The sequence below is a fragment of the Streptomyces sp. NPDC048416 genome, from assembly GCF_043200435.1.
Taxonomy (GTDB): domain Bacteria; phylum Actinomycetota; class Actinomycetes; order Streptomycetales; family Streptomycetaceae; genus Streptomyces.
The window spans coordinates 290,236-308,187 of sequence record NZ_JBICXU010000001.1 but is presented as its reverse complement, the minus strand read 5'-3'; the positions used below and the strand labels follow the sequence as shown (position 1 = coordinate 308,187).

The window sequence follows — 17,952 nt, the reverse complement described above, 5'->3', positions numbered from 1 at the left end:
TGGTGGGGCGCCCATTACTGCAAGGAGATGCATCTTGGCCCCGGAGCTGACCGTCGGCGTCCTGCTGGCCCGCCTGTCCGCCAGCGACCGTGACACGGTGGTCCGTCTGCGGATCAACCCCTTCGCCCCCACGGTGCGTCGGCACGGCGGCGTGGTCCCCACCCGTGACGACGCCGACCGGCCGGTGGTGTTCATCGCCGAGGCCAAGGACGCCGAGCCGCTCGGCGCATTGCCCGAGCCGACCGTCGGCGACCTGCTCGACCAGCTTTCCGCCTGCGACCGCAACGCCGTCGTGCAGTTCGCCCTCAACCCCGACTTTCCGATGGCCCACCGTGCGGGCCCCGTCGCGGCTGCAAGTGACGAGAAGGGCCGCCCCGTGCTGTTCCTCACCGAGCCGGACGCGGATGAGGCCGAACAGTTCGGCCCGCTGCTGCCCCACGTCGCGGTCGCGCTGGGATGGCACGAGCCGACCGAGGCCCCGCCGCGCCGCCGGCGCGGCACGCGCCCCAGCGGCGGACAGTGAACCAACCACGAGCCCACGGAGGCGCCCCTGCACCCGCACCATCCCTCTGACTCCTCCTTCCCAGCCGCCTCGCCGGACCCGGTGCACTGGGTCACCCCGCGCCATCTGGCCGGCGACGATGACGTGCTCGCCGAGCGGGTCGGCGACACCCTGACCGGGCTGGGCTGGCGCATGTGGCCGACCTCCCGCGACACCCTGCTCTATGTGAGCCCGGACGAGCTGCGCGGCGCCGAATGGATCCTGGCCAGCAGCCCGTTCACGCTCGGCGGCCTGCGCGTTGCCCTGCAGATCTCTGCTCGCCCGGACGGCAGCAGCGCGCTGGTGCAGTGGAACGCCTACTTCACCACCGGCGTGCCGCCCGAGGCACTGCACGACTTCCTCGTCGCGCTCGATGCCAGCTCGGTGCCCGATACCGGCTTCGAGGAGCCCGAGGCGGTGGTGGCGGCACTCAGTGCGCAGGGCTGGATCCGTGACGTGGACCGCCCTCGCACCGCCGCCACGGACCCCGGCTTCGCCTCGCACGTCTCCCTTGAGATGCTGCCGGACCTGATCGCGGACGCCGATCTGCGGGAGGACCTGATGGGCTGGCAGGCATGGGCCGAGCCCACCTTCGGGGCTCCCTACCTGTGGTGCGCGAACTTCAGCCCGAGCGTCCCCCACGAGCTGGTCGCCGTGTTCGCTTCCTCGCTAGCCTCGCCGGCCCCGGTGGCACGCCACCGGCTGCCACACGGTGCGGAAGAGCGCCTCACGATCGTCCGCCGCAGCTGACACCGGGACCCGGCCAACAACACCGGCCGGGCCCTGTCGTCTGCGTGCCGCGTTCCCACGCGCCCAGCGCCACTATGTGGCCGAGATCCTCGGCCGCCGGTACGCCGGCCACTCGTCGTACACCTCGACGGCGAGGACCGCCTTGCCGAGGTCTGTCTTCGCCGTGAGCGCCTGATCTCCGTTAAACGCCCCGATCTCCGGACGCCGGGCCTGACGCCCGAACTCTGAGCGCGTGAGCCAACTGCCCCAGCCCGTTGCTCGGCAGGCCCTGTGGCCTGCCGAGCCGTTCGCGTATGTCGGGTGATGTGCGCCCTTGGAAGCACGGCCACCGTGGTGGTCAGATGGACTCATGATCACGCCGCACCGCAATGGCCCTGTCGAGGAGACGGCTTGGCCCGGTCCGCGTCCCTCGCTCTGCAGTCTGCTGAAGTGGATGGCATCTGACACCCACCACTGGCTCCGTGACGGATACGGTCAGCACGCTCCGCCGCCCGGCGAGGAGACCTTCACGGACGTCCATATCCGGCACCTGCGGCAAGCCATGGGCAGCCGCTTGAAGATCATCCAGTTCACCAAGAGGCAGGAGACTCTTAACGGGGCCGACTGGGAACTCTGGATCCACAACAAGACCCACGGAATCGGGCTGCGCATTCAGGCCAAGAAGCAAGACCGAAGAGGCCAATACGGATTCTGGTATTGGCCGAAGGGCAGCCCTGCTCTGCAGTGCGACATGCTCATCCACCACGCACTCGCCACCCAGTGCGTTCCCGTATATCTCCTGTACAACTACCGCCAGCCTTGGCCCATCGATCAGGGCTGGGCGAGCGTGTTGTGCGGGCATACGGCACCAGACCGCTCGCACTACGGATGCTCGCTGTTGTCCGCCTTTCACGTGCAGGCGTCCCTCTTCCGGTTCGTTATCGGCTTTGACGTGCACGACAACTACCGTCAGATATCCCATCAGCGGCTGAGAGGGCTCTCTACGCCGTGGAATCAGGTGCTGTGCGACCTGCAGACATCCAAAGAGAAACGGAGGTCTCGCGGTGTTGCCGTGCTGACGGATATACAGAAGCGGGCTGAGACGTTGGAACGCTCTGGGCTGGCTGCGCTGGGGCATGTTGACACCGAAGGGTTCCCCACCCCGAGCCACGTGCGGCGATCCAGGCACGGGCGAGACGTGCCAGACCTTCGAACCCGGTTGGGCGAGACGCCCACCGAGCAGCCCAGCGAGGTAGCGCTCAGGCCGCTTCCCGAGCGTGTACTCCGCCTGCTGGAGGCGGACCCAGCACGTCCGCCGGAGCAGGAGATCCCCACCCGCGCGGTGGTGCTGTACGACGTGACAGACGCCGGGGAACTCGCAGCGCAGCCAGGCCAGGCATAAATGCGCTGCGATTAGCGGGCGCCGACATGGCAATGCCCCTGGTGCCGGTGAACAGCATCGCCAGGGGCACATACGCGGAGAGGGCTATCGGGACTGAGCCTTGGCGAGGGCCTTGGTGAGATGGGCGTTGACGAGGGCCGGCGAGCCAGAGATGATGACCACTACGTTCCCGGTGCGGATCGCCGTCTGCTTGACGACGCTGCGCTGCCCCGCGGCGGAGTAGGTGAGCATCTGGCTCCACCGCTCGTCGCCGAGGTCAGGAACGGCCGTCTTCTGGGTGGTTACGTCGATGGCGGTGCTGCCCGAGACGACCTGATACGTCGGGCAGGACGTCATCGCGTCGAAGATCTGGCCGACGCCGTCGGACAGCTTCTGCGCGGTGTCGCTGTAGAGCTCCTCGCTCACCTCGGAGGTGCTGCTCGCGCTGTAGGTGAAGGCGACCTTCGCCTTGCGCGGGAAGCCGAGGCTTCCTCCCGTGGCTGCGTCGCCTCCCAGCTTGTCCAGCTCTGGGCAGCCGATCACGGTGACGTCGTCCGTGTTCTGGGCGCGCTCCGCCTTGCGCGCATATCCCTCGCCTAGGTCCTTCTCGGTCAGCAGCCGCGTGCTCAGCACGGCCGAGGACAGCGGCGTCGCCGCGCTGCCTGCGCTACGAGACGCAGAGGATGCAGACGGCGAGGTGCTGGCGGAGCTGGAGCTGGCGTCGGAGCAGCCCGCGGTAACGAGTCCGACGAGCGTGGTCAAGACGAGAACGGCGGTGGTGCAGCGACGCATACGGAACCCCTGGAGTGTATGGAGCGGACGGTCCGACTTGGGCCGACAGACGATCCGCTGCCGGCGAGTAGGGGTCGCGGGTGGTCAGTGGCCCAGGTAGCGCAGGCCGTCGTCCAGCGTGGGGTGGAAGTGGTCCACGGGACCGGAGTTGCGGTTGTACCAGGCCGGGTCCAGGCGCGGCTCGGCGGTGTTGTGGCCGGCGCGGCAGCGCAGCCAGATCGTGTCGTCGCGCATGCTGAAGACGATCCAGTCCCGGTATGCGCCGCACTGCGGGCACGCACGGACCTCGCCGTCGATGACGAGCGGCTGCTCCCAGCGCATCATCAGTCCCTCGACCTCGTGGCGGGAGGGCACGCGAAGGTCCGCCGGCGGGAAGTCGGGCACCTCCTCGATGCCTCCGCCGTGGGCGGGAGGCGCCGGCTCGGCGGCCGGGCCGGCGAAGTCAGGCGCTGGCCAGGTTGCGTGCATCTGCAGCAGCGCCTGGCCGGCGCGCTGGGCGTCACGGAACTCGCGGTCCGCGCGGCGTCGAAACATATGTCCCCCTCTTCGTCGTTCATCGGCCACACGGAGAGTGCCCCAGGTCTCTGACCTGCTGCAACTTGCCCATTCGGGAATCATCTCGCCTTCGGTGGACGGGTATTGCGGCCGGTGGCGGGCCGCTTCGGGTGCCCAGCGCTCTGCGGTGTGGCGGTACCCGGCTCGGGCATGGCGGAGGCGTCGGCGGGCAGGTCGGCCAAGCGTCGTAGCCGCCAGATCAGGACGTCGCTGACCGACTCGGCGGTGTCGAGTTCGCGGCGGGCGACGGCCTCGGCGAGCAGGGCGCCGGGTTCGTGGCCGGCGGCTTCGACGTCGGCGAGGGTGGCGGCGAGCGCGTGCCAGCCGGGCTCGGCCAGGATCTGCTCGGCCAGCTCCGGCACTCCTTGGTGCAGGTGGGCCGCCTGGCGGCGCTGGAGCGGCTGGGAAAGGCACTGGCCACGGTGGCGCAGGACGGCCATCGGGTGCTGGGCGGCGGACTGGTAGGCGGTGCGCAGGTGTTCGGCGGCCTGGTGGGCGGCAGCGGCCTGCTGGGCGTGGTTCTTCCGGCCGTGCCAGTTGGCCGCGGCGATGACCAGGAAGGCGACCATGTCGATCACCATGGCGGTGGTGGCGCCGTCCTCGCCGCGTCCCAGAGCGGGGCCGCCGTAGACGAGGTCGCGGGCGGCCTGGCGCAGCGCGCGGTCGTGGCCCCGCTCGGCGCGTACGTGGGAACGCGAGGCCCGCTCGAAAGCCCCTGCAGCCTCTTGGAGTTGCTTGCGCGTGTGGGCGCCGGAGGTCTTGGCGAGGGCGTCGAGGACCTCCCCGGTTGCCGCGATGTGCGCGGCCACCTGGTGGTCGTCGACGTGGTCGATGACCAGGAGCGCCTGCCAGGCAGCGGCTGCTGCGCGGCGCCGTGCCCAGGCCGGACCGCTCGGTGCCCCGGCACGGACCTCACGGGGAGTGGCGGGGTCTTGCTGCGTGGCGGACCAGCGCTCGCGGATGCGCGGCAAGGAGAGGTCGGGGGCGAGTTTGGAGCCGGGATAGAACACGGGCTCGCCGTCCTTGTTGTGGTCGCCGGGCAGCGCGACCGTGTAGCCGAGCAGATCGCCGGAGGGCGCGATGCGTCGGCGGATCAAGAGGCCGGCGGCAGCCAGACGGTCGAAGAACTCTGGTTCGCTTTCGGCGCCGGCGACCGCGCGGCGCACGGCTTCGCGGAGTTCCTCACGGGCGGTCCGCACTCGGCCTTGGCGTTCAGCCTTGTGGCGTTCGGCGCTGGTGGGCCGTTTGGCTGCTGTGCCGTCGCCCTTGTTGAGGACGCGCAGTCCCAACTTGGTCTCCAGCAGACGGGCTTCGGCCTGGACACGGGCGGCGTCGAAGTTGAGGTCGGGCTTGTAGCCGTCTTCACGCACGAGGGTGGCGACGATGTGGATGTGATCGTCCGCGTGGCGCACGGCCGCCCAGCGGCAGCCCGACTCTTCCTGTGGGGCCTCGATGCCGGCGGCAGCGACCATGCGGCGTGCGATGTCGCCCCATTCCTCATCCGTGAGGATCCGGTCTGCGGCGTCGTTGCGTACGGACATGTGCCAGACATGCTTCTTCGGGCGGTCGGCCTCGTCGACGTTCTCGACGGGCTGGTCGAGCAGGTGCTGGAGCTGCTTGAGGGTGGCGTTCGGATCGCGGCCGGGATCAGGGGCGCTGTTGTCCCACGAGGCGACCAGATGCGGATCGATGTGCTCCTCGAATTTGCCCGGCCCATACAGGTAGTACAGGAGGCCGATGGTGCGCTTCCCGCGCTTCTGAATCCTGGGAATCATGCCGGTCTGGTTGTCAGTTCTGCTGGAGGAGCTGGTCAGTGGCGTCCTGGACGCGCTGGACTGCCCGCTGGGTGGCGGCGAGGACGGCGTCGAGTTCGGCCGGCCAGGCACCGGAGTTGATGGCTCGGGCGACCTGGTTGAGGTTGTTGCCGACCTGGCGGAGGTGGCGACGGGCGGCGAACAGCTCGGAGACGGTCTCCCGGCGTCCGGCGATGGCTGCGGCAGTGTTGTCGAGATCGTGCGCGGCGGCGAGACCGCTGCGGGCGAGAAAGGCAGGCAGGCTCGTACGGGCGGCGGTCGCGGCGGCGGTGAGCACGGTCTTCTCGCTGTCGTTGAGCCGGACGTAGATGACACGGACGCGCTTGTCGGCGCCGGACTTCGGCGAGCGCTTGCGCGCGGTCGTCTTCGGAGCGCTGCGCTTGCGGCGCGGCGACTGCTTCTCCGGCTGCGATCCGCCCTCGGTCGCTGCCTCCCGGACCTGCACCCCCTGGTGCTGGTCCGCTCCCGCCACCCCCGGGGCGGGCGTCGCCGAGGCCGCCTTCCCCAACGGGGAAGACGGTCTTGGCGGATAACTTGCTCCACGCGAGAGCGAGTTGATGCCCGGCTTGACGGAGGTGTCGGGCCGGGGTTCGTTCGGGTTCGTCATCGGATGCGGTTCCTCGTGGTGCGGGTGTGGTGCTGGATCTGCGCGGCGAGTTCGACCATGGCGGCGGCTCCGTCCAGGACGCGGACGCTGTCCTGGGGCGCGTGCTGCACGAGCCACTGCCCGTTCGGGACCAGGACGGCGGTGTGCAGGAGGCGGTGGCGGACCAGGACCTCGGCCCAGGCGCCGGCTTCGGCTGCGGTCGGGATCGTCGTACGGGAGTGGATGGCGGGGCCTCCAGGGTCGGGGCGGTGGTCCGGCGCCGGCCCGGACCACCGATTCACAGAGATGACATAGGCCCTTTGACCTGCGGTTATCGTCTGGTCATCCGCAGATCGGGCAGGCTGCGAAGTGCCGGCCGAGGGCTTTGGCCATGCGGGACTTCACCGCTAGGGCGTTGGTCGCGCTCGTCTTCGCCGCCTTTGTGTCCGCGCTGCGCTGCGAGTGGTTGCGCAGGTAGGTGATGTCCTGCTCGTAGCCGCTCTTGATGCGCGCGAAGCGCTCGCAGGTCTTCATCGCGATCTCCTGGTGTCTCGGGGCAGGTGGGCGAGCGCAGGGTCTGCGTACAGCTGGTCCTGAAGGACACGGAAGTGCTCGTTGCTGACGGTGATGTTGGCGTTGCGCAGGTGAGGGCGGATGGCCCGTCGGGTCATCCGGCCTTCTTCGAGGGCGGCTTTGCGCGCGACCTCGACCTTCGCTTCCCACGGGACCTCATCCTGGTCCGCAGGCTTGGTCTGCGAATCCGGCGCCGAGGCGTCGCGGTCCGTGGTCCGGGCACCGTGCGGTCCGCCCGCGGAGCCGCCCTCTTCCTGGTCCGCCGAGGGGGCAGCGTCCTGGACTGCTCTGTGGTCCGGCTGGTGCGGGGTGGGGGTGGTCTGCTGGTCCGCGGGGGTGGAGTCGGCCGCTTGGTCCGTGGTCCGCGTGTCGTGGTCCGCGGTCTCCGGGTGCTCGCGGTCCGGCATCTGGTCTGCCGGGGCTCCTTGGTCCGTGCCCGACGGACCGGGTCCTTCGGCCGGACCGTGTGCGTGGTCCGCCCGGTCGTGGTCCGTCGGGCACGGACCACGACCGGGCGGACCAGGAGCTTCTTGACCTGCGGCGTTGCTGGTCCGGCCCTCGCTACGCGCTGTTTCCGGGCCAGCTGTGGGCTGCCGGTCCGCAGGGCGCTCACCGGGGCCCATGACCTGGTCCGCGTGGTCCGGTCCGGGGTCGGTCCGCTGGTCCGCGGGGGTCGAGTCGGCCGGTCGATCTGTGGTCCGCGTGTCGTGGCCTGCGGCATCAGAGTGCTCGCGGTCCGGCGTTTGGCCCGCCAGGCCACCCTGGTCCGCCCCCACCGGACCAGACCCTTCCGGCGTACCAGGGTGGGTTGCTCGTCCGTCACCGTGGTCCACCCCGGCGTGGTCCGCGCGCAGGTGCCCGGCGGACCCCGTCGCCTCCATCCGGACCGCCGGGTGGTCCGTCGGGACCTCGACAGGGTCCTGGTCGGCTGGGTGGTAGCGAGTGATGAGGATGTACAGGTGAACCGCACCGGCCAGCGCGAGTGGGGCGAGGGTGGAGAGCACGGCGACGACCGTGTCGCCCAGCTGCAAACCGGTGCGGACCGTCTGCTGGTTGAGGCGGACCGCGTGCAGGGCGTTGGCCCAGATGCTTGCTGCGGTGGCTGTACCGAAGAGGACCCAGACGTAGAGCCGGGCGCGCAGCGGCGCCTCGGAGAGGACCAGCAGGGCCCGCACCCCGTAGGCGATGAAGCCGTCGATCACGAGCGGGAAGAGGTAGGTGAGGAATCCGCGGATGTGGATGGCGACGGCCATCTGCTGCAGGGCGTCGTAGCTGAGGGCGCATCCGGCCAGGCCCAGGACCACGATGGCCAGGCGGTCCCAGAAGCCGACGGGCGCGACGGCGGGGTGTGCTGAGGTGCGATGGGTCATGCGGCCTTTCCGAGCGAGGAGATCAGGGCGTGGGACTGCACCTCGCGACCGTGCGTCGCCATGTGCTGCTCGTCCGGGTCGTCGGGGTGAGGCTCGCGGAGCTTGCCGTCGTGTTCCTCCACGAGGTCCCAGTACAGGTCGCGGGTCTCGATGGCGCGGGCGGCTTCGCGCATCAGGTCGCGGGTCCAGTCGAGGTCGGCGTTCATCCGGTGGGCTACGCGCTCCGGGCTCCAGCCGCGCAGGCACAGTTGGTGGATGACGGTGCTGCGCTCCGCGGTGCTCAGCGGCACGTCGCGGCCCTGGAGGGTGGCGCGGACGCGGTCGTAGTCCAGGCGTTCACTGCGCTTCCTCAGCCACTGCTGGCGTTCCTTGTCGGTCAGGCCGCCCCAGATGCCGAAGATGACCTGGTGGTCGATCGCGTAGTTGAAGCAGTCCTTCTTCACCGGGCAGGTGGCGCACATCCGCTTGGCCTCGGCGATGGACCGGCGGTCGCGGATCGTGTGGAAGAACAGCTTGTCGGCGCGGGCAGGGTCCATGCCGTGGCAGGCGCCCCGGGCGTGCCAGCTGTGGTCGCCGGTTCCCCGCAGGCCCGGTGCGGGGGAGTCGTTGGTGGTCTTGTAGCGCATGGGAGTCTCCGAGGTCGCCTCGCGGGAAGGCGGGCAGGCAGCACCGCGGTGTGGCGGTGTGCGGCGAGGCGGGACAGGGTGCGGCAGACGGGGCCGCACGTGTGATCGGTGGCGCGGGGGCAGGTCAGGGGCGCTGGAAACGGCGGTCGGGCCCGGTGAACTCGACGGCGGTGCACATGCCGGACAGGCGGGAGAGCACGCGGTCGCCGACCTTGTCGCGCAGCACTGCCTGGCGCGCGGGCATCCGGTCGGTGCGCACGGGCGGCATGTTGCTGGTGAAGATCGTCGGCAGCCGGTTCTGGCAGCGCCAGTTGACCAGCCGGAAGGTGATCTCCTCGGTCCACTCGCTCGGCTTGGCCGCACCGAGGTCGTCGAGCAGCAGCACCGGGACCCGCATGATCCGCCGCAGCAGGTACTCGGAGTCCACTCCGGCGCGCGGGCGCAGATCGGCGTACAGGTCGGCAGCCGTGGTGGCGTGCCAGAGCACGCCGCACCCGGCAGCGGTCAGCGCGCGGATCGCACCGAATGCCTCGTGTGTCTTGCCGGCGCCGGTGGGGCCCCACAGCAGCAGGCTGGGCCCGTGGGTGATCTCCCTGCGCCCGGCGGTGCCGTAGTGCGGGTTGGTCCCCTCGGCGTTCGGCACCCTGGCGTTGCCGGCGATGGTATTCACCCAGGCGGCGACGTCCGGGTCCTCGGGCAGGGCCGCACGGTAGTCGACCGGGATGCGGGCCTGGGCGGCTTCCAGGGCCGGGATCGGCTCCGGGGTGTCCGGCAGGGGACGCTCTAGGCACGGGTCCAGGCCGCGCTCGGCGAGCTTTGCCTCCAGGCGCTCACGCAGCCGCTCGGAGATCGCGGGCTGCGGGGTGGCGTAGCGGGCGCGGGTCACAGGCGGCCTCCAAACGTCGTCGGCTCGGCGGTGGGGTTGAGGTACGGCGTGTAGGCGTTGCCGGTGCTGGCCCAGGGCCCCGCGCCGGAGGCGGACGACAGTGCGGCGGCCGACTGCGGTGCGGCGTTGACGACCTCGTTCACCAGGCTCGGCAGGACGCTGGGGTTGAGCCCCTTGGCCCGCAGCTTGTCGAGCGCGGCGCGGATATCGTCGGCCTCGAACCGCTCGTTGAGCAGGGTGTTGACCTTCCGGCCGAGATGCCCGAGGAAGTCCTCCGGAGGGCGCCGGTTGCAGCCCCGGACGTACTCGGCCACCAGATGCTTGGCTGAGACCTTCACCGAGGGGGCGTCGGGCGCGGGCGCCTCGCGCCCCGTAAGGAAAGATCCAGGATCCAAGATCCTAGATCCAGGACGTGACTCCTCCCGTGGTCCTCCCGTAGTCCTCCGGGAGGATTCCGCCATCGGGGTCTGACCTGCGGCTTTACCTGTAGGTATGGAGTCGGCGTCCTCAGCGCTGCCGAGCGTTGCTGCCTCGTGTGCCGCAGCCCCCTCCGAAGCGTCGGAGGTGCGGACGGCAGAGCTGGGGAGGGCACCGGGAGTGTTCCGGGAGTCGTCCGGGAGTCGTTCAGGAGGAGCCAGAGCCACCGTCGCGGGCGTCTCTTCCCGAGTGCTGCTGGAGCAGGCCGCACCCTGGCACTTGCCGCAGTGCTGGCGCGCCTGGTGACTGGGGCATCGCGGCAGACGGGAAGCAGTCGCCTTGTTGATCTTCTGATGCTGGTCCCAGGTCACGATGTGCAGCCAAGTCCGACCGTCGCATCCGGTGTAGCGGCACAGCAGCCCGGCGGAGGCGAGCTCGTCCAGGTCGCGGGCGACGTGGGTGGCGGTGTGCTCTGGACGCAGGGCCCACAGCCGACCGGCGATGATGGCGGGGTGGTCGCGGTGCCGGCCAGAGTCGTCGGCCTGGGTCAGGAGCCCGAAGAAGGTCCGCTCGGCGGTGATGCTGACCGAGGCCAGATCCTCCGACTCGAATGCCTCCGGCTTGATCGTGCGGATGCGTGCCATCAGGCCACACCTCCGGCGCTCTGCCGGAGCGGATTCCGTCGGCCTCGTCCGCGGGCGCGGGCGGTGGACAGGGGGCAGCCTGCCGCGCTGGCCGGGCGAACCGACCTTTTGCGCAGGGCAGCGCGCATGCAACACTCTCCTCTGAAGTGAGAGCCGCTCCGGGGCGTGTTAGGGAATTGGCCCGGCGCGGTGAAGGTGGGTAAATCTCCGGCCCTTGCACGGGCAGGAGTGTCATATGGCGGTCGGCGTCCGGGAGTTGCACCTCTCGGGCGCCGCCGCTGTTTCCGGGCTACTTTGCCCGGATGGCTCGTGGGAACCGCATGCCGCTCCTTTTGGCGTCTGACGCCGGGCGGAAGCCCGGCGAGGGACGACGAACATATGCGGGCCCCGCCACAAGATCCAGACTTAGCTAAAGGCTGCGGTACAAGTCGCAGAGGGAGGGCGCCGGCACTTGCGCCTGCGGGTGGAGGCCGCTGGTCGTGACGCCGACGGCCGTCGGAGCCCTCCGAGCATGCCGGAGATGGTCTGCACTGCGCCCCCCTCGGGCCTCTGCCACAACGTGTTGAACCGGCTGGTCAGGAGGATTTAAGCCAAGCCGCATGAGGGGAGTCAACGATGATCTTTTGCCCGATTTACGCGCATAGATCATGTGGCGAATGCGTGGCCCGTCGATTGGCCTGAGAAGCCGCAAGTTGCTTGGTCCGCAAGGGGAATGGGCCGATGTTCTGCGGTGCGCTGCGAATTGTGGGAGCTGGTCTAGACCGGCTGCCGGGAGGGTGAACGAAAACCGGCAATCTTTTGCCGGTTTCACGAATTGATCATGAATCCGGCACGAGGATGCCCGATTCGGCAGGGAATGTCGCCCGGCGGGCTGAGTTCCGTTCAGGAGTAAACAACCATTCGGAGCGATATGTGCGCGAGGTCACACGTGGTCAAGATCGACTAAATCTGCGCGTATGGTCGTATATGGGGAGACGACAGGGTGGGGGTCAGCCATCGCGTTGGCTCCCCTTTTTCATGCCCGAAATCAGGTGTCTCCGGCCCGTACGGATGAGGAAGGATCTCAATGCTCGCGAACGAACCGGACCAGCCCAACACCAACGGTGCTGCGGAAGAGGAGGCGTCCGGCACAGACGCAGAGCAGCACCTCGAAGGGGCCCGTGCTGAGGCGAAAGCCGTGCCCGCACGACCCGCCGGCCAGTTCATAGGCTTCGGCGCGATGCTCAAGCGCTGGAGGAAGGCCGCCGGCGTCACGCAGCAACGTGCCGCGCGCACCCTGGGAATCAGCGAGCGCAAGCTGCGCGGCATCGAGTCGGGTGCCACGCCACGCTTCACACAGGAACAGTGCGACGCTCTGGTCGACCTGTTGGAGCTCGACTCAGAGGACCGCCGTGCGCTGTTGCTCCACAACATCGGCACCTATCTGCGCTCCGCTGAAGGGCAGCCTGAGGTGGGGCCCGCTCTGCGCCTGCTCATCGACCAGCAGATGCCCAGTCCCACGTACCTCAGCGACAGGAACTGGAACATCCTCGCCTATAACCAGGCGATGGCCGAGACCTGGCCGTGGGTTATGGAGCCGAAGGCCAACCTGATCCGCTGGGCCCTGACCACGGCCGAGGGACGCGCGACCTATCACGACTGGCACAAGCACGCCACTGTCTTCGTGCGGATGCTCCGCTTCGCGGACAGCACCCACGGTGACGATCCCGATCTTCGAGAACTGATCGCGGATGTCAAGAAGAACCCCGAGATCCGCCGCCTCTGGGACGCGGATGAGGACTTTGTGGAGCACCGCGACGGTCACGTATTTCTCGCCACCGTGCCGACTCTCGACTACCGAACGATCGAGATCGTCAGCCACGTCGCATATCCGGCGATCATGCCCGATTGCCGATTCGTCGTCATGACATGGGTCGAAGCCGGCGCCGAAGTGGCGCCGGACGCCCAACGGGACGCCCTGGGCGGCGTCCGCGGCGCCTGGGCGAACGAGACGCACAACGGCGCGTTGGAGCGGGACCGGGCCCAGGACCGCATAGCCGAGGCAGACCGCCTCCGTGCCGAAGACCTGGGCACGGCCCGACGCATGGTCAGCAGCGCAGCGCAAGCTGCAGCCCAGGCGGGCAAGGACCGCATGCCTCTTCCGGCGCTCAGCCACCTCATGGGCCCCGACGCCCAGCTGACGCTCTCGCCCTCCAAGCGCAGCGTGTTCTGGGCCGTGGAGGAGAGCGCTGGCCGGTGGGGTGTTACCGAGGTGGCACCCACGACGGTGATCGCACGCGTCCCGCGTGACGGGCTGTCGGGCGCGAGGCTCAAGGAGATGAAGCAGCTCGTACGGGCGGGCCTGCCCGCCGACCCTCGTGCAGCCGCGGCACGCATTGAGCAGCTGCTCGAGGAGCGTGACGTCGAGCAGCGCGTGCTCCGCGACATTCTGGCCGAGCTGCCGTTGCAAGACAACGACCCGTCGAACCCACACGACGAAGCCAGCTAGGTCTCGGCTGACGAATCGCCGGAACGGTTCGGCGGGCGTGATTGCAGCCCCGCCTGCCGCAGCTCCGCCCTTCTTTCCGAAAGAATCCACACGTGCACAGGTACACCTACCCTTGCCCGCTGCGCTGGGCCGACGCCGACGCATACGGGCACGTCAACAACGCGCTGTACCTCCGCTTCATGGAGGAGGCGCGCACGCGTATGTTTCAGGAGGTGCTGCCCGCGAACGATGCGGACCGTCGCCTGAATGCGTTCGTCGTGAGCCGTGCCAGCCTCGAATTCCGAGCCCCCCTGCACTACCGCGAAGACCCGGTCGACGTGCACGTCTGGGTGACGCATAGTCGCGCAGTCTCATTCGAGCTGGCGTACGAGATTCGGGATGCCGACCAGATGTACGCCGAAGGTGCGACCACCATCGCCGCGTACGACCTGGTCACTAGTCGCCCTCGTCGTCTGTCCGCCGTTGAGCGTGCATTCCTGTCGCACTACGAGGGGTCCTCTTCATCCGCCTGAACATCAGTGAACGGACAACTCACGCTAGTCCGGGACGGGCGAACTTCGATGCTCGTCCGCTGAAGTCGTGCGGAGCCAATGGCGAGTTGGCCACTTCGCATCCGCGCCCCTGCACGTTCTAGCTACGGTGGGGACCATGGTGGGGGCGGTCGAGGCGTGGGACGGGCAGCATCAGGTCGCGTACGGTAAGTGCGCGTGGGAGCGTGCCGCCGAAATGGGCGACTACCTGCACTGCTGGCATGTGGAGCGCACCCTGGGCCTTGTCGACGGCCGTGCTCGCAAGCGGTACGAGAAGAAGAACAAGGGCTTCCAAGACGCGTGGCGGACCGAGCGCAGTGTGCTCGCCCTCCTCTTGTGGCGCACCGCCCTGAAATATGACGTCCTGGTCGACCGCGTGCTGCTTACGGACACTCTCTCCCGTACCGAACAGAACCTGTTTGCCGCAGAGTTGCCCACCGCCCCATTCGGTATCACTCCCGTGCCCAACAGCACCATCGACCTCAACGTTTTCGAACGCTCTTCCCAGTGGTTGACAGACCTGGGCCACAACTACGAAAAGCCGGACGTCCCGATCGTGCCGAGCATCGGACACCTGGTCCGCGACCTGCGTGCAACCCCAGGTTGGACGTTCGGAGATTGGGCGGGGACCCTCGACCGCGCTCGTAACCACATCGACCTCGCCAGGACTTTCAGCACCACGGTTGGCGCCGGCGACCGGGCTGCGATCAAACGTGCCGGGCTCGACCAAGAGCCGTCCTATGACTACCCGGCCGCTACCGAGCCCTTCGACGATTTGCATCCGTCCTGGTTGCAGCGCGCCTACCGCCTGATCACGCTCGCCGCCACTCTGCGTACCGTCACGACTGCCGCACCGCCGGGCGGCCACTTCGTCAGTGAAGTGCTCGCCGTGGCGTTCACGAGCAACGCCGACGCCTACGAGGCGCTGGCGGAAACGGTGCAGGAACTGGAGCAGGAGCGGGCAGCGCAGGCACTGGTCCCTGACGAGACACCGACCCCGTACGGTGATTGGCAGACCCAGACCGTTTCCAGTGCCATGTGGAAGCAGGTTGAGGCGCTGGAGAGTCTCGCGCGTGACCTGGTCTCGTTCCTTAGCCAACTCGAAACGGCCGCGTAGACCATGGCACGACAGGCAGAGGAGACAGATGTGGGGTGGGCGTGGAGGGTCGCCGAAGCCGAGCTCGGCCAGTCGCTGCCCCGGCGCTGGGCCCATTCGCAAGGCGTCGCACGAGCAGCAACCAGCCTCGTCAAAGTAGTGAACGATGACGCTGCCTTGCTCGTATCGGCCGCGGTGCTGCATGACGTGGGCTACGCCCCGAGACTGGCGGCGACGGGCTTCCATCCACTCGACGGGGCCCGGTACCTTCGGGACGTCCACCACGCCGATGTTCGGTTGCTACGTCTGGTAGCCAACCACTCGTTCGCCCTGCTGGAAGCCGAAGAACGAGGCTTGCGCGAGGCCCTTGAGGCGGAGTTCCCGCTCCTGGAAGACCAGCTGCTGGTGGATGCGCTGGTGTGGTGCGACATGACCACAACCCCCGACGGTTGCCGCACCACCGCCGAGGACCGCATCGCGGAGATCGTCAGTCGCTATGGGGGAGACAGTCTCGTGGGCAGATTTATTCGCAAGGCGTCACCTGAGATCTTCGCGGCCGTATCCCGTGTGGAGGAAGCGCGGGCGGCTCAGCCCAGGTAGGGGTAGGTGCCGGCCAGGTAGTCGCCGATCTGCTGGCGCATGCTGGGGTGGATGTCGTAGTCACCGAGCTCGGCGGGTTGCACGAAGCGGACGCCGTCTGCCTCATCGTTGATCGTCGGTTCCCCGCCGACTGGGCGGCCGATGTAGGCGTTTTCGTATTGTTGGCGGATCTCGCCGTCGGTGTAGGCGACGATGTGGTGGGGGTTGGTGTAGACGCCGAGGAATCCGGTGATTTCGGCGATGATGCCGGTTTCCTCCAGGCATTCCCGAACAGCGCATTGAGCTGCGGTCTCGCCGATGTCCTGGGCTCCGCCTGGGAGTGCCCACTGGCCGGTGTCGCGGCGTCGTTGCAGCAGGATGGCGCCCCGGTCGTCAACGACGAGCAGGTTGCTGGCCGGGATGAGAGTGTTGGCCTTGGGCGCCTTCGGGTCGTTGTAGTACTCAGTCCTGCCCATGGGCGGCACGCTCCTCCTGATCGGGTGTCCAGGGCCGCGAGCTGGCCCAGACGGTGTCGAAGCTGTCGGCGTAGGTATCGAACCAGCCTTCGGAGCCTGCTCTTTTGAGATGGAGCAGCGGGTTGGCGCTGGCGGGCTGGCCGTAGACGTGAGGGTTGACCAGCAGGGTGTCGTCGTAGCGGAACAGTGAGGTGTACAGGGTCGTGTCGTGCAGACGCACCTCGCAGCTGGGGTGGGGCAGCAGCGGCCGGTAGTAGGTGAGGGATGCGCGGATCTTGGCGGCGAGGGTGTCGCCGATGCCTTCCTCCCGGCCGCGTACAGCAACGGCCTGGCCGGTCGGGTCACCGAAGCAGAGTCTCACCCGCACTCCGTCGTCGGCGCGTGCAGAAAGCATCTTGGCGACGTGCGGGTTGGACTGGGCGAAGAAGGTGCCGGAGAAGACCAACACGTCAATGGCGGTCTCAGCCTCGTGTAAGAGGGAAAGCCATGTCTCTCGCGGGACACTGGCCCGGTTCTGGTAGGTGCCGACCAGATCGGATCCGACTCCGCCGGGCCGCTGCGGTCTGCGTTGCGGGGCGGGCCACAGGAAGTTCTCCTCGACGCGCAGATGCTGGGCGACGTTGAAGCGGTGCCGTGCATGCGGTACCCGCCCACCGAGCCAGCGTCCGACCGTCTTTGGGTCGACTTCGCAGGCTTCCGCGAGCGACTCGGGGGAGACGCCGCGCTGGGCGAGCACGGAGTGAAGCCGCTCATTCACAAGGGTCATCCAAGCCGAGTTCTCCGCGGGCACGCAAGGCAGGCTTTGTAGCTGTTGGGGTACGTGGCTGGTACTGAACGGTGCTTACGCTGACGGTATGCCGCTCATCGTCCTGTGGGACATCGACCACACGCTCATCGACAACGCCGGTGTAAGCAAGGAGATTTACGCCGCCGCATACGCCGCTCTGGCTGGAATCCCACCGGTCAGGCCAGCGTCGACCGGGGGCCGTACCGACCGCTTGATCATGCGAGACATGTTCCTGGAGCACGGCCGTCCGGAACCCGAGTGGGCTGCTATCGAGGAGGCCCTAGCCTGGGCGGGAGAGCAGCGACTCGACGAACTCCGTAAGCGCGGAGCGGCTCTGCCAGGCGTACGTGAGGCGCTCCAGACCGTCTCGGTGCAGGACGGTTGGGTGTCCTCGGTACTCACCGGCAACATCATGCCCAACGCCCGGGTCAAGCTGTCCGCATTTGACCTCGATCCGCTGTTGGACATGCCCGTCGGGGCCTACGGGGCTGATGCTATGGAGCGGCCGGCGCTGGTGGATGTTGCCCGGCAGCGCATTCGCGACCGGCGCGGGCTGTCGGCCGAGACGCCGGTCGTCCTCGTCGGGGACACGCCACGGGACGTGGAAGCAGCCCTCATGTCTGGGGCCGAGATCATCGCGGTCGCCACCGGCATCCACAGCCAAGCCGAACTCGCCGCAGCGGGAGCTCACATGATTCTGCCCGACCTCACAGACGCCTCGGGCCTTCTTGAGCTGCTGAAGACACTCGCGGAGCAGCGAAAGCGTCCTAGGACGTCCCAGGACGGTCCCCGTATGCGGTGACGCTGTCCCCACATCCTCAGCCAGCATCGGAGCTCCCACCGGGCAACTGGCCACGGGGGCTCACATGATCATCAGCGTCGGCATCCAGCAAATTCGGATGCCGTGCGCACTGTTCGGCGCGGAGTTCATGATGCTCTCGAAGAGCACCATCACCTCATCTAGCACTACACCTCACCCGAGAAGATCAGCCGCCACTTCGCCGATAACTGGAACATTCAGATGACGCGGCGGACGAACGAAATTCACCGAACGCGCCCACGTTCACCAACTCCAGGACCAC

20 protein-coding genes are annotated in these 17,952 nt (G+C 68.3%); 8 read left to right on the top strand and 12 right to left on the bottom strand.

Features of this window, described 5'->3' with window-relative positions; translation table 11 throughout:
- The first annotated feature begins 34 nt into the window (after positions 1-34).
- The 3 genes from ACGFW5_RS01335 (at position 35) to ACGFW5_RS01325 (ending at position 2,672) form a co-directional block, all read left to right on the top strand.
- Entirely contained in the window at positions 35-523 is a 489-nt protein-coding gene (locus tag ACGFW5_RS01335) for a hypothetical protein (protein ID WP_393832076.1), read from the top strand.
- 81 nt (positions 524-604) lie between these two features.
- Positions 605-1,291: a DUF317 domain-containing protein gene (locus tag ACGFW5_RS01330; RefSeq protein WP_393832075.1), complete on the top strand. Its 687-nt coding sequence runs from the start codon at positions 605-607 to the stop codon at positions 1,289-1,291.
- Between the two features lie 433 nt (positions 1,292-1,724).
- Positions 1,725-2,672: a DUF6615 family protein gene (locus ACGFW5_RS01325; protein ID WP_393832074.1), complete on the top strand. Its 948-nt coding sequence runs from the start codon at positions 1,725-1,727 to the stop codon at positions 2,670-2,672.
- Positions 2,673-2,756: 84 nt separating this feature from the next.
- Here ACGFW5_RS01325 and ACGFW5_RS01320 read toward each other — a convergent pair whose 3' ends face one another.
- The 10 genes from ACGFW5_RS01320 to ACGFW5_RS01275 form a co-directional block, all read right to left on the bottom strand.
- Positions 2,757-3,284, bottom strand: coding sequence for a hypothetical protein (locus ACGFW5_RS01320; RefSeq protein WP_393832073.1), 528 nt, complete (start codon positions 3,282-3,284; stop codon positions 2,757-2,759).
- Between the two features lie 243 nt (positions 3,285-3,527).
- Entirely contained in the window at positions 3,528-3,977 is a 450-nt protein-coding gene (locus ACGFW5_RS01315; protein WP_393832072.1) for a hypothetical protein, read from the bottom strand.
- Between the two features lie 80 nt (positions 3,978-4,057).
- Positions 4,058-5,773 (bottom strand): relaxase/mobilization nuclease domain-containing protein, encoded by a 1,716-nt coding sequence (locus tag ACGFW5_RS01310; protein ID WP_393832071.1) that lies wholly within the window; start codon positions 5,771-5,773, stop codon positions 4,058-4,060.
- Positions 5,774-5,786: 13 nt separating this feature from the next.
- A complete protein-coding gene (locus tag ACGFW5_RS01305) occupies positions 5,787-6,419 on the bottom strand; it encodes a MobC family plasmid mobilization relaxosome protein (RefSeq protein ID WP_393832070.1) in 633 nt (210 codons plus the stop codon).
- Positions 6,416-6,700 (bottom strand): hypothetical protein, encoded by a 285-nt coding sequence (locus tag ACGFW5_RS01300; protein WP_393832069.1) that lies wholly within the window; start codon positions 6,698-6,700, stop codon positions 6,416-6,418. The genes ACGFW5_RS01305 and ACGFW5_RS01300 overlap by 4 nt, the downstream gene beginning before the upstream one ends.
- A 40-nt stretch (positions 6,701-6,740) precedes the next feature.
- On the bottom strand, positions 6,741-6,932 hold the full coding sequence (locus ACGFW5_RS01295) for a hypothetical protein (protein WP_393832068.1): 192 nt from the start codon (positions 6,930-6,932) through the stop codon (positions 6,741-6,743).
- Positions 6,929-8,341 carry a DUF2637 domain-containing protein gene (locus ACGFW5_RS01290; RefSeq protein WP_393832067.1) on the bottom strand — a complete coding sequence of 471 codons (1,413 nt, stop codon included), beginning with the start codon at positions 8,339-8,341 and terminating at the stop codon, positions 6,929-6,931. The genes ACGFW5_RS01295 and ACGFW5_RS01290 overlap by 4 nt, the downstream gene beginning before the upstream one ends.
- Positions 8,338-8,967, bottom strand: a complete 630-nt coding sequence (locus tag ACGFW5_RS01285) for a WhiB family transcriptional regulator (protein ID WP_393832066.1) — start codon at positions 8,965-8,967, stop codon at positions 8,338-8,340. Before ACGFW5_RS01285 ends, ACGFW5_RS01290 begins: the two co-directional genes overlap by 4 nt.
- 124 nt (positions 8,968-9,091) lie before the next feature.
- Positions 9,092-9,853: an ATP-binding protein gene (locus ACGFW5_RS01280; RefSeq protein ID WP_393832065.1), complete on the bottom strand. Its 762-nt coding sequence runs from the start codon at positions 9,851-9,853 to the stop codon at positions 9,092-9,094.
- Entirely contained in the window at positions 9,850-10,914 is a 1,065-nt protein-coding gene (locus ACGFW5_RS01275) for a hypothetical protein (protein ID WP_393832064.1), read from the bottom strand. Before ACGFW5_RS01275 ends, ACGFW5_RS01280 begins: the two co-directional genes overlap by 4 nt.
- A 1,066-nt stretch (positions 10,915-11,980) precedes the next feature.
- Between ACGFW5_RS01275 and ACGFW5_RS01270 the strand changes: the two genes are divergently transcribed.
- The 4 genes from ACGFW5_RS01270 to ACGFW5_RS01255 all read left to right on the top strand — a co-directional run bounded on the left by ACGFW5_RS01270 (position 11,981) and on the right by ACGFW5_RS01255 (position 15,628).
- The gene (locus ACGFW5_RS01270) at positions 11,981-13,402 is read left to right on the top strand and encodes a helix-turn-helix transcriptional regulator (RefSeq protein ID WP_393832063.1); all 1,422 of its coding nucleotides are present in this window, start codon (positions 11,981-11,983) and stop codon (positions 13,400-13,402) included.
- 92 nt (positions 13,403-13,494) lie between these two features.
- Positions 13,495-13,914, top strand: coding sequence for an acyl-CoA thioesterase (locus ACGFW5_RS01265; RefSeq protein ID WP_393832062.1), 420 nt, complete (start codon positions 13,495-13,497; stop codon positions 13,912-13,914).
- Between the two features lie 136 nt (positions 13,915-14,050).
- Positions 14,051-15,049 carry a hypothetical protein gene (locus ACGFW5_RS01260; protein ID WP_393832061.1) on the top strand — a complete coding sequence of 333 codons (999 nt, stop codon included), beginning with the start codon at positions 14,051-14,053 and terminating at the stop codon, positions 15,047-15,049.
- A gap of 3 nt (positions 15,050-15,052) precedes the next feature.
- Positions 15,053-15,628 carry an HD domain-containing protein gene (locus ACGFW5_RS01255; protein WP_393832060.1) on the top strand — a complete coding sequence of 192 codons (576 nt, stop codon included), beginning with the start codon at positions 15,053-15,055 and terminating at the stop codon, positions 15,626-15,628.
- On the opposite strand, the gene ACGFW5_RS01250 is transcribed toward ACGFW5_RS01255, so the two are convergent.
- Entirely contained in the window at positions 15,616-16,083 is a 468-nt protein-coding gene (locus tag ACGFW5_RS01250; RefSeq protein WP_393832059.1) for an NUDIX hydrolase, read from the bottom strand. The genes ACGFW5_RS01255 and ACGFW5_RS01250 overlap by 13 nt on opposite strands.
- Entirely contained in the window at positions 16,070-16,840 is a 771-nt protein-coding gene (locus ACGFW5_RS01245; protein ID WP_393832058.1) for an XRE family transcriptional regulator, read from the bottom strand. Before ACGFW5_RS01245 ends, ACGFW5_RS01250 begins: the two co-directional genes overlap by 14 nt.
- A 97-nt stretch (positions 16,841-16,937) precedes the next feature.
- Here ACGFW5_RS01245 and ACGFW5_RS01240 point away from each other — a divergent pair, with 97 nt between their 5' ends.
- Positions 16,938-17,672, top strand: coding sequence for an HAD family hydrolase (locus ACGFW5_RS01240; protein ID WP_393832057.1), 735 nt, complete (start codon positions 16,938-16,940; stop codon positions 17,670-17,672).
- The last annotated feature ends 280 nt before the right edge of the window (positions 17,673-17,952 follow it).

Excerpts from the sequence above, each read along its gene's own strand:
- ACGFW5_RS01305 (WP_393832070.1), bottom strand. The coding sequence starts at position 6,419 with ATGACGAACCCGAACGAACCCCGGCCCGACACCTCCGTCAAGCCGGGC.
- ACGFW5_RS01315 (WP_393832072.1), bottom strand. The coding sequence starts at position 3,977 with ATGTTTCGACGCCGCGCGGACCGCGAGTTCCGTGACGCCCAGCGCGCC.
- ACGFW5_RS01250 (WP_393832059.1), bottom strand. The coding sequence starts at position 16,083 with ATGGGCAGGACTGAGTACTACAACGACCCGAAGGCGCCCAAGGCCAAC.
- ACGFW5_RS01285 (WP_393832066.1), bottom strand. The coding sequence starts at position 8,967 with ATGCGCTACAAGACCACCAACGACTCCCCCGCACCGGGCCTGCGGGGA.
- ACGFW5_RS01255 (WP_393832060.1), top strand. The coding sequence starts at position 15,053 with ATGGCACGACAGGCAGAGGAGACAGATGTGGGGTGGGCGTGGAGGGTC.
- ACGFW5_RS01275 (WP_393832064.1), bottom strand. The coding sequence starts at position 10,914 with ATGGCACGCATCCGCACGATCAAGCCGGAGGCATTCGAGTCGGAGGAT.
- ACGFW5_RS01240 (WP_393832057.1), top strand. The coding sequence starts at position 16,938 with ATGCCGCTCATCGTCCTGTGGGACATCGACCACACGCTCATCGACAAC.
- ACGFW5_RS01270 (WP_393832063.1), top strand. The coding sequence starts at position 11,981 with ATGCTCGCGAACGAACCGGACCAGCCCAACACCAACGGTGCTGCGGAA.
- ACGFW5_RS01295 (WP_393832068.1), bottom strand. The coding sequence starts at position 6,932 with ATGAAGACCTGCGAGCGCTTCGCGCGCATCAAGAGCGGCTACGAGCAG.
- ACGFW5_RS01260 (WP_393832061.1), top strand. The coding sequence starts at position 14,051 with ATGGTGGGGGCGGTCGAGGCGTGGGACGGGCAGCATCAGGTCGCGTAC.
- ACGFW5_RS01290 (WP_393832067.1), bottom strand. The coding sequence starts at position 8,341 with ATGACCCATCGCACCTCAGCACACCCCGCCGTCGCGCCCGTCGGCTTC.
- ACGFW5_RS01310 (WP_393832071.1), bottom strand. The coding sequence starts at position 5,773 with ATGATTCCCAGGATTCAGAAGCGCGGGAAGCGCACCATCGGCCTCCTG.
- ACGFW5_RS01325 (WP_393832074.1), top strand. The coding sequence starts at position 1,725 with ATGGCATCTGACACCCACCACTGGCTCCGTGACGGATACGGTCAGCAC.